Genomic DNA, 17,438 nt, shown 5'->3' on the forward strand with positions numbered 1-17,438 from the left:
GCGTCACGCCCCGGACGCTGACGCCGCCCCTGACTGCGTTGCGGCCTGCATCCGGTCCCAGCGGCGGTAGAGGATGACCGCGGCCGCCGAGAGGACGGCGATCACGATCGCGACGATGATCGCTGTTGCGACGAAGCCGTCGCGATATGCCTCCGCGGCTCCCGCCAGCAGCGCGGTGCCGCCCTCTGCAGACGACGGCGTTGTGCCGGACTGCGTGTATTGCTGCACCGCATCCAGCGCCTGACCGAGTCGGGTCGGCGGTACGCCGGCCTCAGCCAGACGGCGCGAGAAGTCGTCACCGGCCAGCGCGTTGACGAGAATCACGCCACCGGACAACCCCAGCGCGTAGCCGAACTGTCCGATCGTCGTGCGCGAGGAGGTTACGACCCCGAAATGCTCGGGCGGCGCCAGCCTGATGATCAGGGCACCGTAGGGAACGAGCCCGGAGATACCGAAGCCGATCAGGACGAGAGCGGGCAGGAAGGCCCAGAACGACCCCGACAGGAGAGTGAGTGCAAGCGACAGGAAGCCGAGCGTCGTTGCGGTCCCGGTCAGGATGATCGCCATCGGCACCGAAAGCCCCCGGGTGAGCCAACGCCCCAGCAGCACCGAGGCGATGACCGACACGACGGTCATGGGCAATTGCGCGAGGGAAACCTCGATCGTCTGGAAGCCGTACACGAACTGCCAGATGTTCGCGGTTTGCAAGATGGCGACAGCCTGCGAGATGTTGAACGCGAGTCCGATCGCCACGGCAGCCAGAAAGCCCGGGTTCGCGAAGATGTCGATGGGAAAGAAGGGGTGGCGCACGCGCGCCTCGACGAGGACGAATGCGGCCAGAAGCACCAGCCCCACGACGAAGGGTATCCAGGTCAGGGGCTCGGTCAGTCCCCGCCCGGCGTGACTAATCCCGTACAGCACCCCGATGATGCCCAATATCAGAAGGATCTGCCCGCCGATGTCCGCGGGTCCCGAACCTGACCGCGGCTCGCCGGGGAGGACGAAGACCACGGCGACGACGGAAAGGCCGGCGAGGACCGGTGTGACGAGGAACGCAAGCCGCCAGTCGACATCGGCAAGTGCTCCGCCGAGAAAGCTGGCGCCGATGACGGTCAAGGCGCTGTACGCAGCGAACGAACCCATCGCCGCGGGCAGCCGCGGCGCCGGCACCACCGCCCGCAAGTAGGCGAACGAGGCGGCGAAGACGGCACCCAGTCCGATGCCGGCGATTGCCCGACCGAGCATGTACGAGATCGGATCGAACGCTACCGCGGCGATGAGTCCACCGACGATCGAGGCGACAAGCGCGAGCATCAGGAGGAGCTTGCGCCCGATGCGGTCTGCCAGCAGACCCGTGCTGATCACGGTCGCGGCCAGCATCAGCGTGGAGATCGATGCGGCGATCGCCTGAACACCGGCATCCATTCCCAGTGCGCGCGATGACTCGACCAGCGCGGTGCTCGCGATCGTCGGGTCCGCCGTCTGCACGCCGGCCATGACGCCCAGCAATGGCACGGCGAACACCGCGACCGACTGCCGCGCCGCGCCGGACCCCTGACCTGGCGCAGCGGCGACGCTCACTCGGACGCCTTCACCACGTGGTGGCAGCAGGCGGGCACGCCGTAGGTTCGGAGTGTGGCGAAGTCGCTGTCATCGACCTGGTGCGAGGCCGCCGCGAACGCGTCCAGGTCGATGCGTTCGCCGCCCAGCCACGTGCCCGTCACGCCGATCGCGCCGATCCTGTCGGGAGAGACCGTGTACGGGTCGGCGTCGAGGGCAACGAAGTCGGCGAGCTTGCCGACCTCGATCGATCCCACCTCGTGATCGATCCCGAGAGCGTATGCGGCGTTGAGGGTGTGCGCCTGAAGCGCTTCGTCGAGAGTCACGGCCTGCTCGGGACCGTGGAGCGTCCCGGACGAGCTGCGACGCGTCACGGCGGCCTGCATGTTCAGCAGCGGGGTCGGCGGAGACACGGAACCGTCGTTGTGGAAGGACGGACGAACGCCCGCGTCGAACGCGTCCCGGAAGCGCTGCCAGGATCCGCCGATCGCGGGTTCGAACATCCCCCCGTCGAGAAGGTCCCCCCAGTAGTAGAACTGGAACGGGCCCATGGAGGGGACTACGCCGATCGATGCCATACGGCGGAACTGGTCGGTGCGCGCGCCGCCGATGTGCTCGACGCGCCACCGGTGGTCGGAGTCGATGAGCCCGTGCCGTCCCAGCACGGTGGAGAAGGCATCCAGCACGATGTCGATCGCGATGTCCCCGTTGGCGTGGAATGCCATCTGCCACCCCTCGCCGACGTGCGCCTCGAGCAGGGCGTCGAGCTGGTCGCGGGTGTAGTTCATCATCTTCTCGCCGGGGACGCCCGGCGTGATGCCCGCGGCTCGGGTGACATCCGTGTCCAGATACGGGACACTCATCGCCACGTTCCCCACCCACGGCGAGCCGTCGGCCCAGAGCTTGATGCCCTGCTTGCGCAGCATCGACTCGGGTGCGCTGGACTGGAAGGGCTCGCCGCAGTCCGGCTCGGTGGACATGTGGTAGAGCGACACGCGCAGCGGCGAACTGGGCAACGACGCGAGCGCTTCATAGGCGCCCTTGAGATCTGTGCGGTAGGTGTGTTCAGACGTTGCCGTGATGCCGGCGCTGGCCAGCAGAATGTAGTACTCCACCGCCCCCTGCAGGGGACGCGGGCCCTTCGCGATCGCCTCCAGCACCGGCGCAGCCTGCGCCATCGCGGCGGGAATCTCGGTCGCCCGGCCCGTGAGGGAGCCATCCGGGTTGCGATCGAAGAAGCCCCCGACGGGATCCGCAGGCGGATTGTCGATCCATCCCAGCTTTCGCAGCACAGCGGAGGTGACATAGGACGTGTGTCCCGAGTTTCCGAACAGCAGTGCGAGGCGGTCACCGAAGATCGCGTCCAGCTCCGCCGCGTTGGGCTCGGTGTGCTTGTGCAGCAGACCGTCGAACCCGAAGAAAGCCAGCGGCGCGTCCGGCGCCGATTCCGCGATCGCTTTGCGGAACACGGCGACGACATCATCCCAGGTCGGCGCGAACCACGGTGCGATCCAGTACGCGGGAGGCATCGTTGCCATGCCGCTGAGCACGGGATGCGAATGCGGTTCGATGAAGCCGGGGAGCAGCGCCGCAGCGCCCGTGTCTTCGATGTCGGCGCCGGGCAGTGCAGTCCTGCACTCATCGACCGTCCCGACGGCGACGATGCGACCATCGTCAACCGCGACGGCCTCGGCCCGCGTGCGATGCGGGTCGAGAGTGAGAATCGTGCCGGCCTTCAGAATCTTCTTCATCGTCGAGTGCCCCCCCAGGCAACGTCATCCGGTGTCGATCGCGCCCACCGTATCGAGGCGGGATGAGGGACACAACCCCGGAGCGCGGCGTGTCACTTCTCCGCTCGACGCTCCTCGACCTTCTTCTTGATGAAGACCATCGGGAGCAGCCACGTGGCGAGGGCGGTCACGAGCCAGACGATGACTGGCGCAAGGATCCACGTCAGCACGAACGGCTCGCCGATGCTCACACCGCTGGCGGGGATCACCACCACGATGACGAGGGCGACCAGCGTCGAGATGATCCCGATCCCCCCCAGGAGCGCGGGGGCGTTGCGCTTGGCGACCGTCGCGATCCACGGAGAGAGCACGCTCTGCAGGACGGCGAAGATCAGCACTGCGAGCAGGAACCCCCACCAGTCCCGCCAGTCGATGCGGAAGCCGGGGAGCAGCACGTCGGCGGCGATGAGACCGACAGCTGCCGAGAGCACGAAGATGAGCGCACGGATGAGGAACATGACCACGCCCCGACAGTAGCGGGTCCGGGGCCCACTCGACAGCATCCCGACTCCGGTGGGCGCTCGCGTCAAGCGCACTGCGCAGCCGACGCGTGTCTGTTACGGTGACGGGCCGACGAGGCGACCGCTGGGGAGAGGACGGGGTGGGATGACGGGGAGTTGGGGGCTATGGCCGAGCCTGATCGCGTTGACGGGCTCGATCGGCGTGCTGTGGGTCGCCGGCACACGTCTGGCATACACCGCGGACGAGCTGGCCGGGCGCACCGGGATGGGGCGCGCGATCGCGGGGGCGGTGTTCCTGGGCGCGGTGACCTCTCTCACGGGCATCATCACGACGATCACGGGTGCCGTCGCGGGAGACGCCGGATTCGCGCTGGCCAATCCCGTGGGTGGTGTGGCGATCCAGACCGTGTGGCTCGCCGTGGCGGACCTGGTCTATCGCCGTGCGAACCTGGAGCACGCGGCGGCGTCTCTGGAGAACCTCGGCCAGTCGTTGACACTGGTCGCCCTGCTCACGCTTCCGGTCATCGCGTACGCCACTCCCGCGCTGTCGTGGGGCTGGATACACCCCGTGTCGCTCCTGATTCCGGTCATCTACGTGTACAGCCTGCTGTTGCTGCGCCGCATGCGCTCGGATGAGATGTGGCGTCCGCGCCGAACATCTCAGACCGTCGACGACGATGACACGACGTCTTCGCACCGGTCGCTGCGCCGGCTGTGGGTCACGTTCGCGGTGCTCGCGGTGATCACAGCGGGCACGGGCTGGGTCATCGGCCAGGCAGGTCTCGGCGTCGCCGCTGCCACGGGCTGGCCGAGCGACATCACGGGGTTCACAGTGACGACGGCGGTGAGCTCTCTGCCCGAGCTGATCACCCTCATCGCCGCGGTGCGGATGGGCGCGCTGACTCTGGGCGTGGGCAACATCATCGGCGGGAACGTGTTCGACACCCTCATGATCTCGATCGCCGACGTCTTCTACACGGAGGGGACGATCTACGCCGCGGCGGGGCCGTCCAGCCTCGTCCTCCTGGCGGGCACCGCGTTCATGTCTGCCGTGCTGGCCGTCGGGCTGCTCGCGCGCGAGAAGAAGGGGATCGGGTTCGAGGGATTTGCCATCCCGACCGTCTACCTCGCCACGATCGCCCTCGCGATCACGGCGTAGGACGGCCGGTCAGCTCTCTGCCGCCAAGGCTGCCAGCCGTTCTTCTTCGTCGGCGGCGATGCACGACGCGATGATCGGTTCGAGGGCGCCATCCATGACCTGATCGAGGTTGTAGGCCTTGTAGCCGGTGCGGTGGTCGGCGATGCGGTTCTCCGGGAAGTTGTAGGTGCGGATCCGTTCCGAGCGATCCATCCCGCGGATCTGCGAGCGACGAGCGTCGGATGCCGCAGCATCCCGTTCCTCCTGTTGTTTGGCCAGCAGCCGGGCCCGCAGCACCCGCATCCCGGCCTCCCGGTTCTGCAGCTGCGACTTCTCGTTCTGCATCGACACGACGATCCCGGTCGGCAGGTGGGTGATCCGCACCGCCGAGTCGGTCGTGTTCACCGATTGCCCGCCCGGACCGGAGGAACGGAACACGTCGATCTTGAGGTCGTTCGGGTCGATCTGGATCTCTTCGGGCTCGTCGACCTCGGGGAACACGAGCACCCCGGTCGTCGAGGTGTGGATGCGGCCCTGCGACTCGGTGGCCGGCACCCGCTGCACGCGGTGCACTCCGCCCTCGTACTTCAGATGCGCCCATACTCCCTGGGCGGGGTCGCTCGAGGATCCCTTGATCGCGACCTGCACGTCCTTGTATCCACCGAGGTCGGACTCATTGCGTTCCAGGAGTTCTGTCTTCCACCCCTTGGACGCGGCGTACTGCAGGTACATCCGCAGGAGGTCGGCCGCGAACAGCGCACTCTCGGCGCCGCCTTCGCCCTGCTTGATTTCCATGATGACGTCTCGTGCGTCATCCGGGTCCCGCGGGATGAGCAGGCGCCGCAGGCGCTCCTGCGCTTCAGCGAGGCGCTCCTCCATTGCGGGGATCTCCTCGGCGAAGGCCGCGTCCTCACGCGCCAGGTCACGCGCGGCGGCGAGGTCGTCGGACACCGACCGCCACGCGTCGTGCGCCGCGATGATGCGGCTGAGCTCGGCGTACCTGCGGTTGACGCGCTTGGCCCTGCCGGGGTCGGCGTGCACGGCGGGGTCAGACAGCTCCGCCTGGACCTCGCGGTGCTCGTCGATCAGGGCGCGGAGGGAGTCGAACAGTGCCGGCTCGGGCATGAAGGGCTCCCCGCTCAGCGGATGCTGTTCTCGTGCCCGTGGCCGTGGCCTCCCCCACCGTGACCGTTCGAGGTCGGCGCGGGGATCGACTTCTGCATCTGCACGAGGAACTCGACGTTCGAGGACGTCTCCTTGAGCTTGCCGAGCACGACCTCGAGAGCCTGCTGCGGATCGAGGCCCGCGAGCGCCCGACGCAGCTTCCAGGTGATCTTGACCTCATCGGGCGAGAGCAACATCTCTTCGCGGCGAGTGCTCGAGGCGTTGACGTCGACCGCGGGGAAGATCCGCTTGTCGGCGAGCTGGCGCGACAGACGCAGTTCGCTGTTGCCGGTGCCCTTGAACTCCTCGAAGATCACCTCGTCCATCTTGGACCCGGTCTCGACGAGCGCCGTCGCGAGGATCGTGAGCGATCCGCCGTTCTCGATGTTGCGGGCCGCGCCGAAGAAGCGCTTCGGGGGGTAGAGCGCGGACGCATCGACACCGCCGGTGAGCACGCGACCGGATGTCGGCGCCGAGATGTTGTAGGCCCGGCCGAGGCGGGTGATCGAGTCCAGCAGCACGACGACGTCGCGACCGAGCTCGACGAGGCGCTTGGCGCGCTCGATCGCGAGCTCGGCGACCGTCGTGTGGTCTTCCGCAGGACGGTCGAACGTCGAGGCGATCACTTCGCCCTTGACGGTGCGCTGCATGTCGGTGACCTCTTCGGGACGCTCGTCGACGAGCACGACCATGAGGTGAACCTCGGGGTTGTTCGTCGCGATCGCGTTCGCGATCTGCTGCAGCACGATCGTCTTTCCGGCCTTGGGCGGCGCGACGATCAGGCCTCGCTGGCCCTTCCCGATCGGGGCGACAAGGTCGATGATGCGCTGTGTGAGCTTCTCGGGCGCCGTCTCCAGGCGCAGGCGCTCCTGGGGGTAGAGCGGCGTCAGCTTGCTGAACTCGACCCGGCCGGCGGCATCCTCGACCGAGAGACCGTTGACGGCGTCGACCTTCACGAGCGCGTTGTACTTCTGACGCCCCGTCTGCTCGCCTTCGCGTGGCTGCTTGATCGCTCCCACAACAGCGTCGCCCTTGCGGAGGTTGTACTTCTTGACCTGACCGAGGGACACATACACGTCGCTCTGGCCGGGCAGGTACCCGGTCGTGCGCACGAACGCGTAGTTGTCGAGGACATCGAGGATGCCGGCGATGGGGATGAGGACATCGTCCTCGCCGACTTCGGGCTCGAACTCGTCGTTCTGGTTCTGTCCGCGGCGCTTGTTGCGCTGTCGACCGCGACCGCTGGTCGAGCTGCCCTCGTCGTCCGCGTCGGCGGCCTTGGGCTGCTCTTGCGCACCGGCGTTGCCGTTGTTGCCGTTGTTTCCACCGCTGTTGTTGCCCGATGCGCGGCTGCGGCTCCGGCTCCGGCTGCGGCTGCGGCTGCGGCTCGGCGTGCTCTCGTCGCCGGAGTCCTCCCCGGACTCACCGGAAGCCGTCTCCTCGTCGCTACGCGCGGGTGCGGCGTCGGTTGGCGCAGTGTCGGTCTGCGTGGTGTCGGTCTGCGCGGTGTCGGCCGGTGCGGCCTCTGCCGACGCGTTCGTGTCAGCGGGGGCTTGACGTGCAGCGGGCGGCTCACCGGGAGCTTCGGCGTCGGGAGCCGCCGGAGCCTCCGCAGCCGCTGACGTGTGGGCGGGAGCATCCGTGCTCTTGGCGCGGCGCGGTGCACGCTTGCGTGCGGGCTTGGTCGGCGCCTGCGCGGCAGCCTCATCCGGCTGCGCCTCAGCGGGGGCCGCCTCGCTCGGCGGGGCAGCCTCCTGCTGCTCAGCGGACGCGGCCGGAGTGCCGGACTCGGCAGCAGGCGGGGCCTCCGTCTGCTGCGCGGACTCGGTATCGGCCGCCGCAGCGGGCTCGGCCTGCGCAGTGGGCGCAGTCTCGCTCACGGGCTCAGCCTCGGCCGGCTCAGCCTTAGCCTCAGCCGGCTCGGCCTCGGCCGGTTCAGCCTCGGCCTCAGCGGGCTCAGCATCAGCCGGCTCAGCCTCGGCCGGCTCAGCCTCGGCCTCAGCGGGCTCGGCCTCCGGAGCCGCCGCTGTGGGCTGCTCCTCGGCGGATTCGGACTGCGTGGCGGCCTCGTCGGCCGCGGGGGTGGTCTGCTCAGCGGCGTCGCTCTCGGACGCGTCGGTGTGGACCTCGGAGATGGACTCCACGAGTACTCCCTTGTGTACCTAATGTGCGGTGAATCGAATGATGTGCGGATCCGCACGGATGAAGAAGCCGCCGCGACGGGCTCGACGTGCTGAGCGGGACTCAGCGTCTCGTGCTCATCTGCCTCTCCTCGAGTCCTTCCGGGCATGGATGCTCGGAAGAAGGGTGTCGAGGGAATTGCGGAGGCTTCGCAGATATGCGGCGGGGGCCAGATTCACGGGTTACGTGGAACCCCCCGCGTGCACCTTCACTGTACCACCCTTGACGTCGACGGCCAGCATATGAGCCTGCCACGGGGTGTCGGTGACCCGCTCGGCGACAGCCGCTGCTTCCAGGCGACGGCCAGGACCGTCGGCCAGCACGAGCACGCTGGGCCCTGCCCCCGACACGACCGCCGCGAACCCGTGCTCGCGCAGTACGCGCACGAGCTTGTCGGTCTCGGGCATCGCCTGGGCCCGATAGTTCTGGTGCAGCTTGTCTTCGGTCGCCGCCAGCAGCAGCTCGGGGCTCTGCGTCAGTGCAGCAACCAGCAGGGCTGAGCGGGAGAGGTTGAACACGGCATCCTCCCGAGGGACCTGCAGCGGTTGCAGGCTCCGCGCGACGCTCGTAGACATCGTGAATCCCGGGACGAAGACCACGGGAGAGACGCCGCGGTGGACGAGGAGTTTCTTGTGCTGCGGCACCGCCTCGTCCATCCACGCGATCGTGAGTCCGCCGAAGAGCGCGGGCGCGACGTTGTCGGGATGCCCTTCGAGTTCGGTGGCGAGCCGGAGCATCGTGTCGGGCCCGATCTCGACGTCGCCCTCCAGAAGCCCCTTCACGGCGAGGATCCCGGCCACCACGGCCGCCCCGGAAGAGCCCAACCCCCGGCCGTGCGGAATCGAGTTGCGTGCCCGGAGGCGCAATCCCGGCACGGGACGCCCGACGGCCTCGAACGCGTAGGCCATGGCGCGCACGACCAGGTTCGACGCATCACGCGGGATCTCCTCGGCACCCTCACCCTCGGCCTCGATGTCGAGCCCCGGTTCGGGGAGGGACGTGACGACGAGGTCGTCGTAGATGCTGAGCGCGAGTCCCAGCGTGTCGAACCCGGGACCCAGGTTGGCACTGGTCGCGGGAACCCGTACCGCAACCGAGCGCTCTGCGACCCCGGCTGCGCTCACTCGGTCGCCCCCGACGAGGTCAGGCCGAGCACCGCGGCCACCTCGGAGGTCGTCGCATCGACGACCGTCGGCCGAGCTTCGGAACCATCCGCGCCGCGCAGCGCCCACTGCGGGTCCTTGAGGCCGTGACCTGTCACCGTGAGGACGACCTTCGCGCCGGCCGGGATGACTCCCGCTTCGGCGCGGTCCAGCAGACCCGCGACACTGATGGCCGACGCCGGCTCCACGAACACTCCGACCTCGCCGGCGAGGATCTTCTGCGCCGCGAGGATGCGCTCATCGTCGATCGCCCCGAACCAGCCGTCCGTGGCGGCTCGGGCCTCCAGGGCGAGCTCCCACGACGCCGGGTTCCCGATACGGATGGCGGTGGCGATCGTCTCGGGGTTCTTGACGATCTCTCCTCGCACGAGCGGCGCACTTCCCTCGGCCTGGAACCCGAACATCCGCGGAACGCGCGTGGAGACGCCACGATCGGCCTCCTCGCGGTAACCGCGGGAGTATGCCGTGTAGTTTCCGGCGTTCCCGACCGGGATGAAGTGGAAATCGGGCGCATCGCCCAACACCTCGACGATCTCGTAGGCGGCGGTCTTCTGACCCTCGATGCGGTCGGGGTTGACCGAGTTCACCAGATGCACCGGGTAGTTGTCGGCGAGCTCGCGGGCGATCTCGAGGCAGTCATCGAAGTTCCCGCGGATCTGGATGAGTTGGCCGTTGTGCGCGACGGCCTGACTGAGCTTGCCCATCGCGATCTTGCCCTCGGGCACGAGCACGGCAGCGGTGATGCCGGCGTGTGCCGCGTAGGCGGCGGCGGATGCCGACGTGTTGCCCGTCGAGGCGCAGATGACGGCCTTGGCGCCGTGCTCCACCGCGCGCGAAAGGGCGACGGTCATCCCCCGGTCCTTGAAGGAACCCGTCGGATTCATCCCTTCGAACTTCACCCAGACCTGGGCGCCGGTGCGCCGCGACAGCGCCGGTGCCGGCACGAGCGGCGTGCCTCCCTCGCCCAGCGAGACGACGGTCGATTCGGCGGTCACGCCCAGTCGATCGGCGTATTCGTGCATGACTCCGCGCCACACGTGTGCCACGTCAATCTCCTTCTACTCGCAGGACCGAGACGACCCGGTCCACGACGTCACTGTCAGCGAGGCGTGCCACCGTCTCGCTGAGGTCTTGCTCCAAGGCCTTATGGGTTCCGATCACGAGACGGGCCACGCCCGTCGGATCCGCCATCACCCGCGCGAGCGGATCGACGGATGCCTCAGCGACCGTCTGCTCGACTGTCGCGATCGAGACGCGACCCTCGCTCAGGATGCCGGCGACTGTCGCAAGGACGCCGGGCTCATCGGCGACCTCGAGCGTGATCTGGTACTGCGTGGTCACGTGCCCGATCGGCAGGATCGGCAGATTCGCGCGGGTGGACTCCCCCACTCCGACGCCGCCGGCGATGTGACGGCGCGCGGCCGAGACCACATCGCCGAGCACGGCGGATGCTGTCTGCACGCCCCCGGCGCCGGCGCCGTAGAACATCAGGTTTCCGGCGGCCTCGGCCTGCACGAAGACGGCGTTGTTGGCCCCGTGCACACTTGCAAGGGGATGCTCGCGGGGCACGAGCGCGGGGTACACCCGCACCGAGATGGCGTCGCCGGAGCCGTTTGCCACCCGCTCGCACACGGCGAGGAGCTTGATGACGTAGCCGGCCTTGCGTGCCGCATCCATCATGGGCTTGTCGATCGTGGTGATGCCCTCACGGTGCACCGCCTCCAGCGGCACCGACGTGTGGAACGCGAGGCTCGCGAGGATCGCCGCCTTCTGCGCCGCGTCGTATCCTTCGACGTCGGCGGTGGGGTCAGCCTCGGCATAGCCCAGGGCCTGCGCCTGCGCCAACACATCGCCGAAGTCCGCGCCCTCGGTGTCCATGCGGTCGAGGATGTAGTTGGTCGTTCCGTTGACGATCCCCATGATGCGCTGCACCCGGTCGCCGGCGAGCGAGTCGCGTAGCGGCCGGATGATGGGAATCGCCCCCGCGGCGGCAGCCTCGTAGTACACCTGGGCGCCGACCTGATCGGCGGCCTCGAAGATCTCGGGGCCGTGGGTGGCCAGCAGCGCTTTGTTCGCTGTGACGACATCCGCGCCGGACCCGATCGCCTGCAGCACATGGGTACGGGCCGGTTCGATCCCGCCCATCAGCTCGATCACGATGTCGGCGCCGAGGATCAGCGTCTCGGCATCCGTCGTGAACAGCTCGCGCGGCAGGTCCGCCTCACGAGGTGCATCCGGGTTGCGCACGGCGATGCCCACCAGTTCCAGGCGCGCTCCGGCGCGATCTGCCAGTTCATCGGCGTGCTGACGCAGCAGCGCGGCGACCTGGGAGCCGACAGCTCCAGCGCCGAGCAGCGCGACTCGCAGGCGGCGGTAGTCGGTCATGCCGTCCTTTCGGTCGGGGGGATGCCGGCATCACGCGCCAGCAGGTCATCGAGGGTCTCACCGCGCACGATCACGCGCGCTCGCCCGTCTCGAACCGCCACGACGGCGGGGCGAGGCAGGAAGTTGTAGTTGCTGGCGAGCGAGAAGCAGTACGCGCCTGTCGCGGGCACGGCCAGGAGGTCGCCGGGCTCGACATCGGCGGGCAGGTACTCCGCATCGACGACGATGTCCCCGGACTCGCAGTGCTTCCCGACCACCCTCACCAGTTGCGGCGGCGCGTCGCTGACGCGCGCGGCGAGCCGAGCACTGTAGTTCGCGCCATACAGGGCGGGACGCGCGTTGTCGCTCATCCCACCGTCGACGCTCACGTAGAGGCGCTCGAGGCCACCCTCGAGCGCAACCGCCTTGGTCGTCCCCACGGTGTAGAGGGTGACCCCCGCCTGGCCGACGATGGCCCGCCCCGGCTCGAAGGCAAGATCCGGCATGCGCACGCCCCGCTCGGCGCACTCGGCCGCGACAGCATCCACGATGCCGTCGGCGAGGGTCTCGATCGCCGTCGGCCGATCAGCGCGCGTGTAGGCGATCCCGAACCCGCCGCCGAGATTGAGTACCCGCATGTCCTGCGCGGCATCCGCGTCGGACGGCGCCAGCAGATCTGCATAGAGGGACACGATGCGTGCGGCGGATTCGGCGAAACCGGCGGTGCCGAAAATCTGCGAGCCGATGTGGCAATGCAGTCCGACCAGCCGCAGGCCCTCCGCATTCCGCACGAGCGCAGCGGCGCGAACCGCGTCGGCCAGGGTGAATCCGAACTTCTGGTCCTCGTGCGCCGTTGCGAGGAAGTCGTGGGTCTCGGCGTGGACACCGCTGTTGACGCGCAGCAGCACGTCCTGCACGGTCCCCGCGGCAGCGACGATGGCGGCGAGGCGCTCGATCTCCTGGAAGCTGTCGACGACGATCGAGCCCACACCGCTCGCGACGGCGCGCTCGAGTTCGGCGATGCTCTTGTTGTTGCCGTGCAGTCCGATCCGACCCGGGTCTGCTCCCGCGGCTAGAGCGACAGCCAACTCGCCGCCGCTGGCCACATCGACAGCGAGGCCCGCATCCGTGACCCACCGCACCACCTCGGTGCTCAGGAATGCCTTTCCGGCGTAATAGACACGGGCGGCGACACCGTGCCGCGCGGCGGCGGATTCGAACGCCTCGCGCGCGCGTCGCGCGTGGGAGCGGACCTCGTCCTCGTCGACGACGTACAGCGGCGTGCCGTACTCCCGGGCCAGCGCGGATGCGGTCACTCCCCCGATGATCAGATCGCCGTCAGCATCGCGCGCGGCATCCGTCGGCCACACGCCATCGACGAGGTCGTTGGGATCCGACGGCACGTCCAGCCACGCCGGCAGGGGCGGGGTGGAAGTCGGGTGGGCGGACACGCAGAAGCCAATCGGTGAAGTCTTCGGCGCCGAACAAGCGGCGCGAGCAGGCCCCGGGCGGTCAGCGCACGCGCCGAGACACTCCGGTCAGTCTAGGGCACCGGGTATCCTCGCCCGGGAATCCGCCGGCCGGCACGCTCAGGCCTCCGCGCGCTGTTCCGTCGGGGTGTCCAGTCGGCTCCGCCAGCCCTGTCGTACGCCGTCTGCGACGAACGCCGCGTCCACGCTGTGCCGCTCCAGCGCCGCGATCATGGCGTCATCGAACCCGAGGTCCTCGCGCAACACGGCGACTTCGCTCGACAGCAGCGAGCCGGTCTGGCGTGGATTGTCATCGCCGAGGACGACGCGGGCACCGGCGCGGGCGAATTGCGCCGCGGGGTGGGACGCCATCGACGACACAGCACCCGTGTAGACGTTCGAGGTTGGACACACTTCGATCGCGATTTCGCGCTCGACGAACCAGCCGATGAGGTTCGGTTCCTCGGCGATGCGCGCACCGTGGCCGATCCGTGTGGCACCCAGGAGCTCCACGGCCTGCTGAGCCGCGCGCCCGGATGCCGCCTCGGCAGCGTGGCATGTGATGCCCAGGCCCGCGCTGCGCGCGATCGCGAACGCGTCCCGATAGCGCTCGAGATCGGGGAAGAGCAGTTCGTCGCCGGCAAGATCGAATCCGACGACACCGGTCCCGGCCGCACGAGCGGCGGCCCGGGCCACCGCCTCATTCACCTCGGTCGGGTCGCTCCGCAAAGCGGCAACGACGACGCCGGCGGAAATCCCGGTGTCCGCCATGCCCGCTACGATTCCCGCGCACATTGCAGCGATCACGGCATCCAACTCAGCGAGCGTCGAGGCGTGCGAGGCGGGACCGAACCGCAGTTCGAGGTGCTCCTCACCATCGGCGGCAGCGTCTTCGACGGCTTCCCGCGTGATCCGCTCGAGCAGGTCGAGGCGCGAGAAGAACGGGAAGGTCGCGACAACCTTCACGAGGTACGTGGTGAGGTCTGCGGGACCGTCCAGTTGCAGCGCCGCAGTCCAGTCGCGGTCGGCATCCGGCAGCCCGAGTTTGCGCGCGATCCCTGCCGCCGTGCTCGGCCGCACCCGCCCTTCGAGGTGCGAGTGCAGGTTGATCAGGAGAGGCGCACCCGCCATCACGCGCTCTGCTGGAGTGAGATGGTGCCGGCCGCAGGCAGAATGACGTCTTTGGCATAGAGCACAGTCGTACCGCGATAGGAAACATGCTGCGTGAGAATCAGGGCGCTGGTGTCGGGGTCTGCTCCGAGCGCCTTGGCGCGGTGCTCACCGAGAACGCCCACGGAGATATCGCAGGCACTCGATACATGGGACGGGTCGACGGAGGCGAGAAGCCGAGTCAACGCGGTGGCTTCGGGCATGGTGTCTGTTCCGGGGTCCGGGAACGCAGAACTGGCGGCAGGAACAGCCTCGAACGTGAGTGCGAGCTCGTTTCCCGTCCGCCGCAGTACAGACTCCCACGTCCACACGGCAGCAGACGGATCGAGTGCTAGCGCCTGACTGAGCAGATCAGATGCCGGCTGCACTTCGTGGCTGATCCGATCCACCGTGATGGCGCCGACGGATTCGCCGAGCAAGAGCTCGAGTCCGCGTACGCGCTCGAGGCCGATCCCGGGAATCGCGTCGCTGACGAAGCGACCGACACCGCGACGCGTCGAAATCAAGCGGTCCTCTTCGAGGAGCAGCATCGCCTCGCGCACGACTGGTCGGCTCACACCCAGAGCTGTGCAGAACTCTGCATCGCTGGGCAGCACGGACCCGAGGGGGTATGTCCCGTTGCGGATTGCTCGGGAAATGCTGTTGTACACCGCGACACGCAGAGGTTGGCCGACGGTGAGAGACAACGGCTCGAGGGTCATACGGCCATCTCTCCTCACAAGCGTCTCGGCGGTCACAATCCTCCCCCCAGCGAGGTCGGGGAGGTCATGAGAGGACGCCGATCATGGTCTGGAAGAACAGATCCTCGTCGATCTCCTCGATCACGCGCGCATTCGGCTCGCGACCGGATCGACGGACCGAGTCGACCAAGCAGTAGCCGGTTGCGATTCCGCGCGCGGTCTCGACGTCCACATAGTAGTCGCTCGCCTTCGTTACGATCCGCGGCTCCACGGCGATCGCGACCGCGATGGAGTCCGGGTGGGTACTTCCATCCATCCCGTGGGCCTTCTTGTTGTAGGCGAGAGTGCCGCGGTTCGCTCGAACGAAGAACCGGGATGCCGGCGTATCCAAGCTCTCGATGCGCTGCAGCTTGTCCGGACCGAACACGCCCTGACGCATCACGAGATCCCAGGGGACGAGCGTCGTGCGAAAGCCTGCCCGGAGCACGATCGCGGCGGCCTCGGGGTCATGCCAGAAATTGGCCTCAGCGGCTGCTGTGATGTTGCCCGCGGCGTTATTCGTCCCCCCCATGATGACGAGTTCTTTGACGTTCCCGGCGAAGCGTCGATCCGCGGCGGCAGCGAGCGCGAGGTTGGTCAGCGGCGCCTGGGCGATGATCGTGAACTGTCCGGGGTTGCCGGCGACGAGACGGAGCAGAGCAGTGACGGCATTCTCGGGTTCGGGGCGCTGCTGGGCTCGGGGAAAGCCCGCCCCACCGAACCCGTCGGCACCGTGCACGTACGAGGAATCATCGACGGGGGCCAGCAGCGGTAGCCGCGCCCCCTCGTAGACGGGCACCTCGCCCCCGCGGCCCGCTACCTCGATCGTATAGAGAGCGTTCTCGACCATCTGGTCGAACGCGACGTTGCCGTAGTTGATCGTGACGGCCTCCAGCTGCGCGCGCGGGTCGCGCAGTCCGATCAGCAGCGCGAAGGCATCATCCTGCGCGGTGTCGGTGTCGATGATCATGCGAACTGTCATTGACGGCCCCTTTCTCGGTGGTTGTCTCTGATGATGGGCTGCGCGCAACGGCGCAGCCCATCAGGAGGGTCAGGAGCCGAGCGCGACGAGCTCAGGGAACTCGGCGTACACCTCGGCGAGCAGGGTCAGATCGAACAGATCGTCAGCCGCGACCTCGATCCCTGCGGCGGACAGGCTCGCGAGGGTACGCTCCTGGAGCTCTGGGCTGATGGTGAACAGGCCGTTGGCAACCGTCTCGTCCGACACGACGAGCGTGTTCTGCGCCTCGGCCCCGGCGCGCACGGCGACGGGGTCAAGGTCAAGGTCAACACCGAACTGCTCCGTGACCAGACGCACGGTCTCGTCGACGTTTCCCAGCGCATCAGCCCACCCCTGGATCTCGGCACGAAGGAAGGACTTCAGCATTTCCCGGTTCTCGGCGATTGTCTCGTCGGCGGCGGTGATCGTCTTTGCAACGAACGGCAGCCCGTTGGTCGCGAAGGGGAGCGTCGTCGTCGTGATGCCCTGGGCTTCCAACACGAGCGGCTCGTTCGTGAGGTAGGCGATGAATCCGTCGACGTCGCCGTTCACGAGCGGCGCCGGATCGAACTGCACGGGCACGACCGTGACCTCGTCGGCGCCGATTCCGTTCGCCGCGAGCAGTGCGGAGAACAGCGCGGAGTTGCCATCTTGAACGCCGATGCGCTTGCCGATCATGTCTTGCGGCGTCGCGATATCGGCCCCTTCCTTCAACGAGAGCACCGCGAACGGGTTCTGTTGGAACACGGCGCCGAGGATCTTCAAGGGCGCCTGCTCGCGGGCAACCGCGGCGCCGATGGTCACGGCGTCGCTGAACGCGACATCCGCCGTTCCGCTGATGAGTTCGGGCACACCTGCGGAGGGTCCGGGAACGAGCTGGACGGGACCGAGCCCCGCCTCGGCGTAGTAGCCGCTGGTTTCCGCGAAGTACTCCCCGGCGAACTCTTCGTTGAAGATCCAACTGAGTTGGACCGATACCGGCTCGGTCTGGGCGTTCGGATCAGCGGATGCCGAGGCTGAGGCCCCCGGGGCTTCGGAGGAACACGCGGCAAGGGCGAGTAGGCCGGTCAGTAGGGCGGCGAATCCGACGGCGTGACGAGCGCGGCCGGGTGAGAACAGGGTTGTCATGACGAGCTGACTCCGGGATCGAGGGGACCGACACGGATGTGCCGACACCATGAAGCTAGGCAGCCAGCATTTCGTCCCGTCATCCGGAAAGTTTCCATCTGATTTCAGATATCGGTTGTCTGACATCTGTA

The 17,438-nt window shown here is 68.0% G+C and carries 14 protein-coding genes; 1 reads left to right on the forward strand and 13 read right to left on the reverse strand.

What is annotated here, in order from left to right; genetic code table 11:
• Positions 1–3 precede the first annotated feature (3 nt).
• From ACSGC5_RS07325 to ACSGC5_RS07335, 3 genes are all read right to left on the reverse strand, one after another.
• Positions 4–1,581 (reverse strand): MFS transporter, encoded by a 1,578-nt coding sequence (locus ACSGC5_RS07325; protein WP_434969986.1) that lies wholly within the window; start codon positions 1,579–1,581, stop codon positions 4–6.
• A complete protein-coding gene (locus ACSGC5_RS07330; protein WP_434969987.1) occupies positions 1,578–3,311 on the reverse strand; it encodes an amidohydrolase in 1,734 nt (577 codons plus the stop codon). The genes ACSGC5_RS07325 and ACSGC5_RS07330 overlap by 4 nt, the downstream gene beginning before the upstream one ends.
• A gap of 92 nt (positions 3,312–3,403) precedes the next feature.
• A complete protein-coding gene (locus ACSGC5_RS07335; RefSeq protein ID WP_434970093.1) occupies positions 3,404–3,808 on the reverse strand; it encodes a hypothetical protein in 405 nt (134 codons plus the stop codon).
• A gap of 148 nt (positions 3,809–3,956) precedes the next feature.
• On the opposite strand from ACSGC5_RS07335, the gene ACSGC5_RS07340 reads away from it, so the two are divergent.
• Positions 3,957–4,970, forward strand: coding sequence for a sodium:calcium antiporter (locus tag ACSGC5_RS07340; protein ID WP_434969988.1), 1,014 nt, complete (start codon positions 3,957–3,959; stop codon positions 4,968–4,970).
• Positions 4,971–4,979: 9 nt separating this feature from the next.
• Here ACSGC5_RS07340 and prfA read toward each other — a convergent pair whose 3' ends face one another.
• The 10 genes from prfA to ACSGC5_RS07390 form a co-directional block, all read right to left on the reverse strand.
• Complete coding sequence (gene prfA, locus ACSGC5_RS07345; RefSeq protein WP_434969989.1) at positions 4,980–6,074, reverse strand: peptide chain release factor 1; 1,095 nt, start codon at positions 6,072–6,074, stop codon at positions 4,980–4,982.
• A 14-nt stretch (positions 6,075–6,088) separates the two neighbouring features.
• Positions 6,089–8,257 (reverse strand): transcription termination factor Rho, encoded by a 2,169-nt coding sequence (rho, locus tag ACSGC5_RS07350; RefSeq protein ID WP_434969990.1) that lies wholly within the window; start codon positions 8,255–8,257, stop codon positions 6,089–6,091.
• Positions 8,258–8,476: 219 nt separating this feature from the next.
• Positions 8,477–9,418, reverse strand: coding sequence for a homoserine kinase (gene thrB / locus ACSGC5_RS07355; protein WP_434969991.1), 942 nt, complete (start codon positions 9,416–9,418; stop codon positions 8,477–8,479).
• The gene (gene thrC, locus ACSGC5_RS07360) at positions 9,415–10,503 is read right to left on the reverse strand and encodes a threonine synthase (RefSeq protein ID WP_434969992.1); all 1,089 of its coding nucleotides are present in this window, start codon (positions 10,501–10,503) and stop codon (positions 9,415–9,417) included. Before thrC ends, thrB begins: the two co-directional genes overlap by 4 nt.
• Before the next feature lies 1 nt (position 10,504).
• On the reverse strand, positions 10,505–11,842 hold the full coding sequence (locus ACSGC5_RS07365) for a homoserine dehydrogenase (protein ID WP_434969993.1): 1,338 nt from the start codon (positions 11,840–11,842) through the stop codon (positions 10,505–10,507).
• Positions 11,839–13,272 (reverse strand): diaminopimelate decarboxylase, encoded by a 1,434-nt coding sequence (gene lysA / locus ACSGC5_RS07370; protein ID WP_434969994.1) that lies wholly within the window; start codon positions 13,270–13,272, stop codon positions 11,839–11,841. Before lysA ends, ACSGC5_RS07365 begins: the two co-directional genes overlap by 4 nt.
• A gap of 138 nt (positions 13,273–13,410) precedes the next feature.
• Positions 13,411–14,421, reverse strand: a complete 1,011-nt coding sequence (add, locus tag ACSGC5_RS07375) for an adenosine deaminase (RefSeq protein WP_434969995.1) — start codon at positions 14,419–14,421, stop codon at positions 13,411–13,413.
• On the reverse strand, positions 14,421–15,161 hold the full coding sequence (locus tag ACSGC5_RS07380; RefSeq protein WP_434969996.1) for a GntR family transcriptional regulator: 741 nt from the start codon (positions 15,159–15,161) through the stop codon (positions 14,421–14,423). The genes add and ACSGC5_RS07380 overlap by 1 nt, the downstream gene beginning before the upstream one ends.
• A 64-nt stretch (positions 15,162–15,225) precedes the next feature.
• Positions 15,226–16,161, reverse strand: a complete 936-nt coding sequence (locus ACSGC5_RS07385) for a nucleoside hydrolase (RefSeq protein ID WP_434969997.1) — start codon at positions 16,159–16,161, stop codon at positions 15,226–15,228.
• Between the two features lie 69 nt (positions 16,162–16,230).
• The gene (locus ACSGC5_RS07390) at positions 16,231–17,307 is read right to left on the reverse strand and encodes an ABC transporter substrate-binding protein (protein ID WP_434969998.1); all 1,077 of its coding nucleotides are present in this window, start codon (positions 17,305–17,307) and stop codon (positions 16,231–16,233) included.
• Positions 17,308–17,438: the final 131 nt, after the last annotated feature.

Origin of the sequence: Microbacterium sp. bgisy207 (assembly GCF_965345035.1) — a bacterium.
GTDB lineage: Bacteria > Actinomycetota > Actinomycetes > Actinomycetales > Microbacteriaceae > Microbacterium.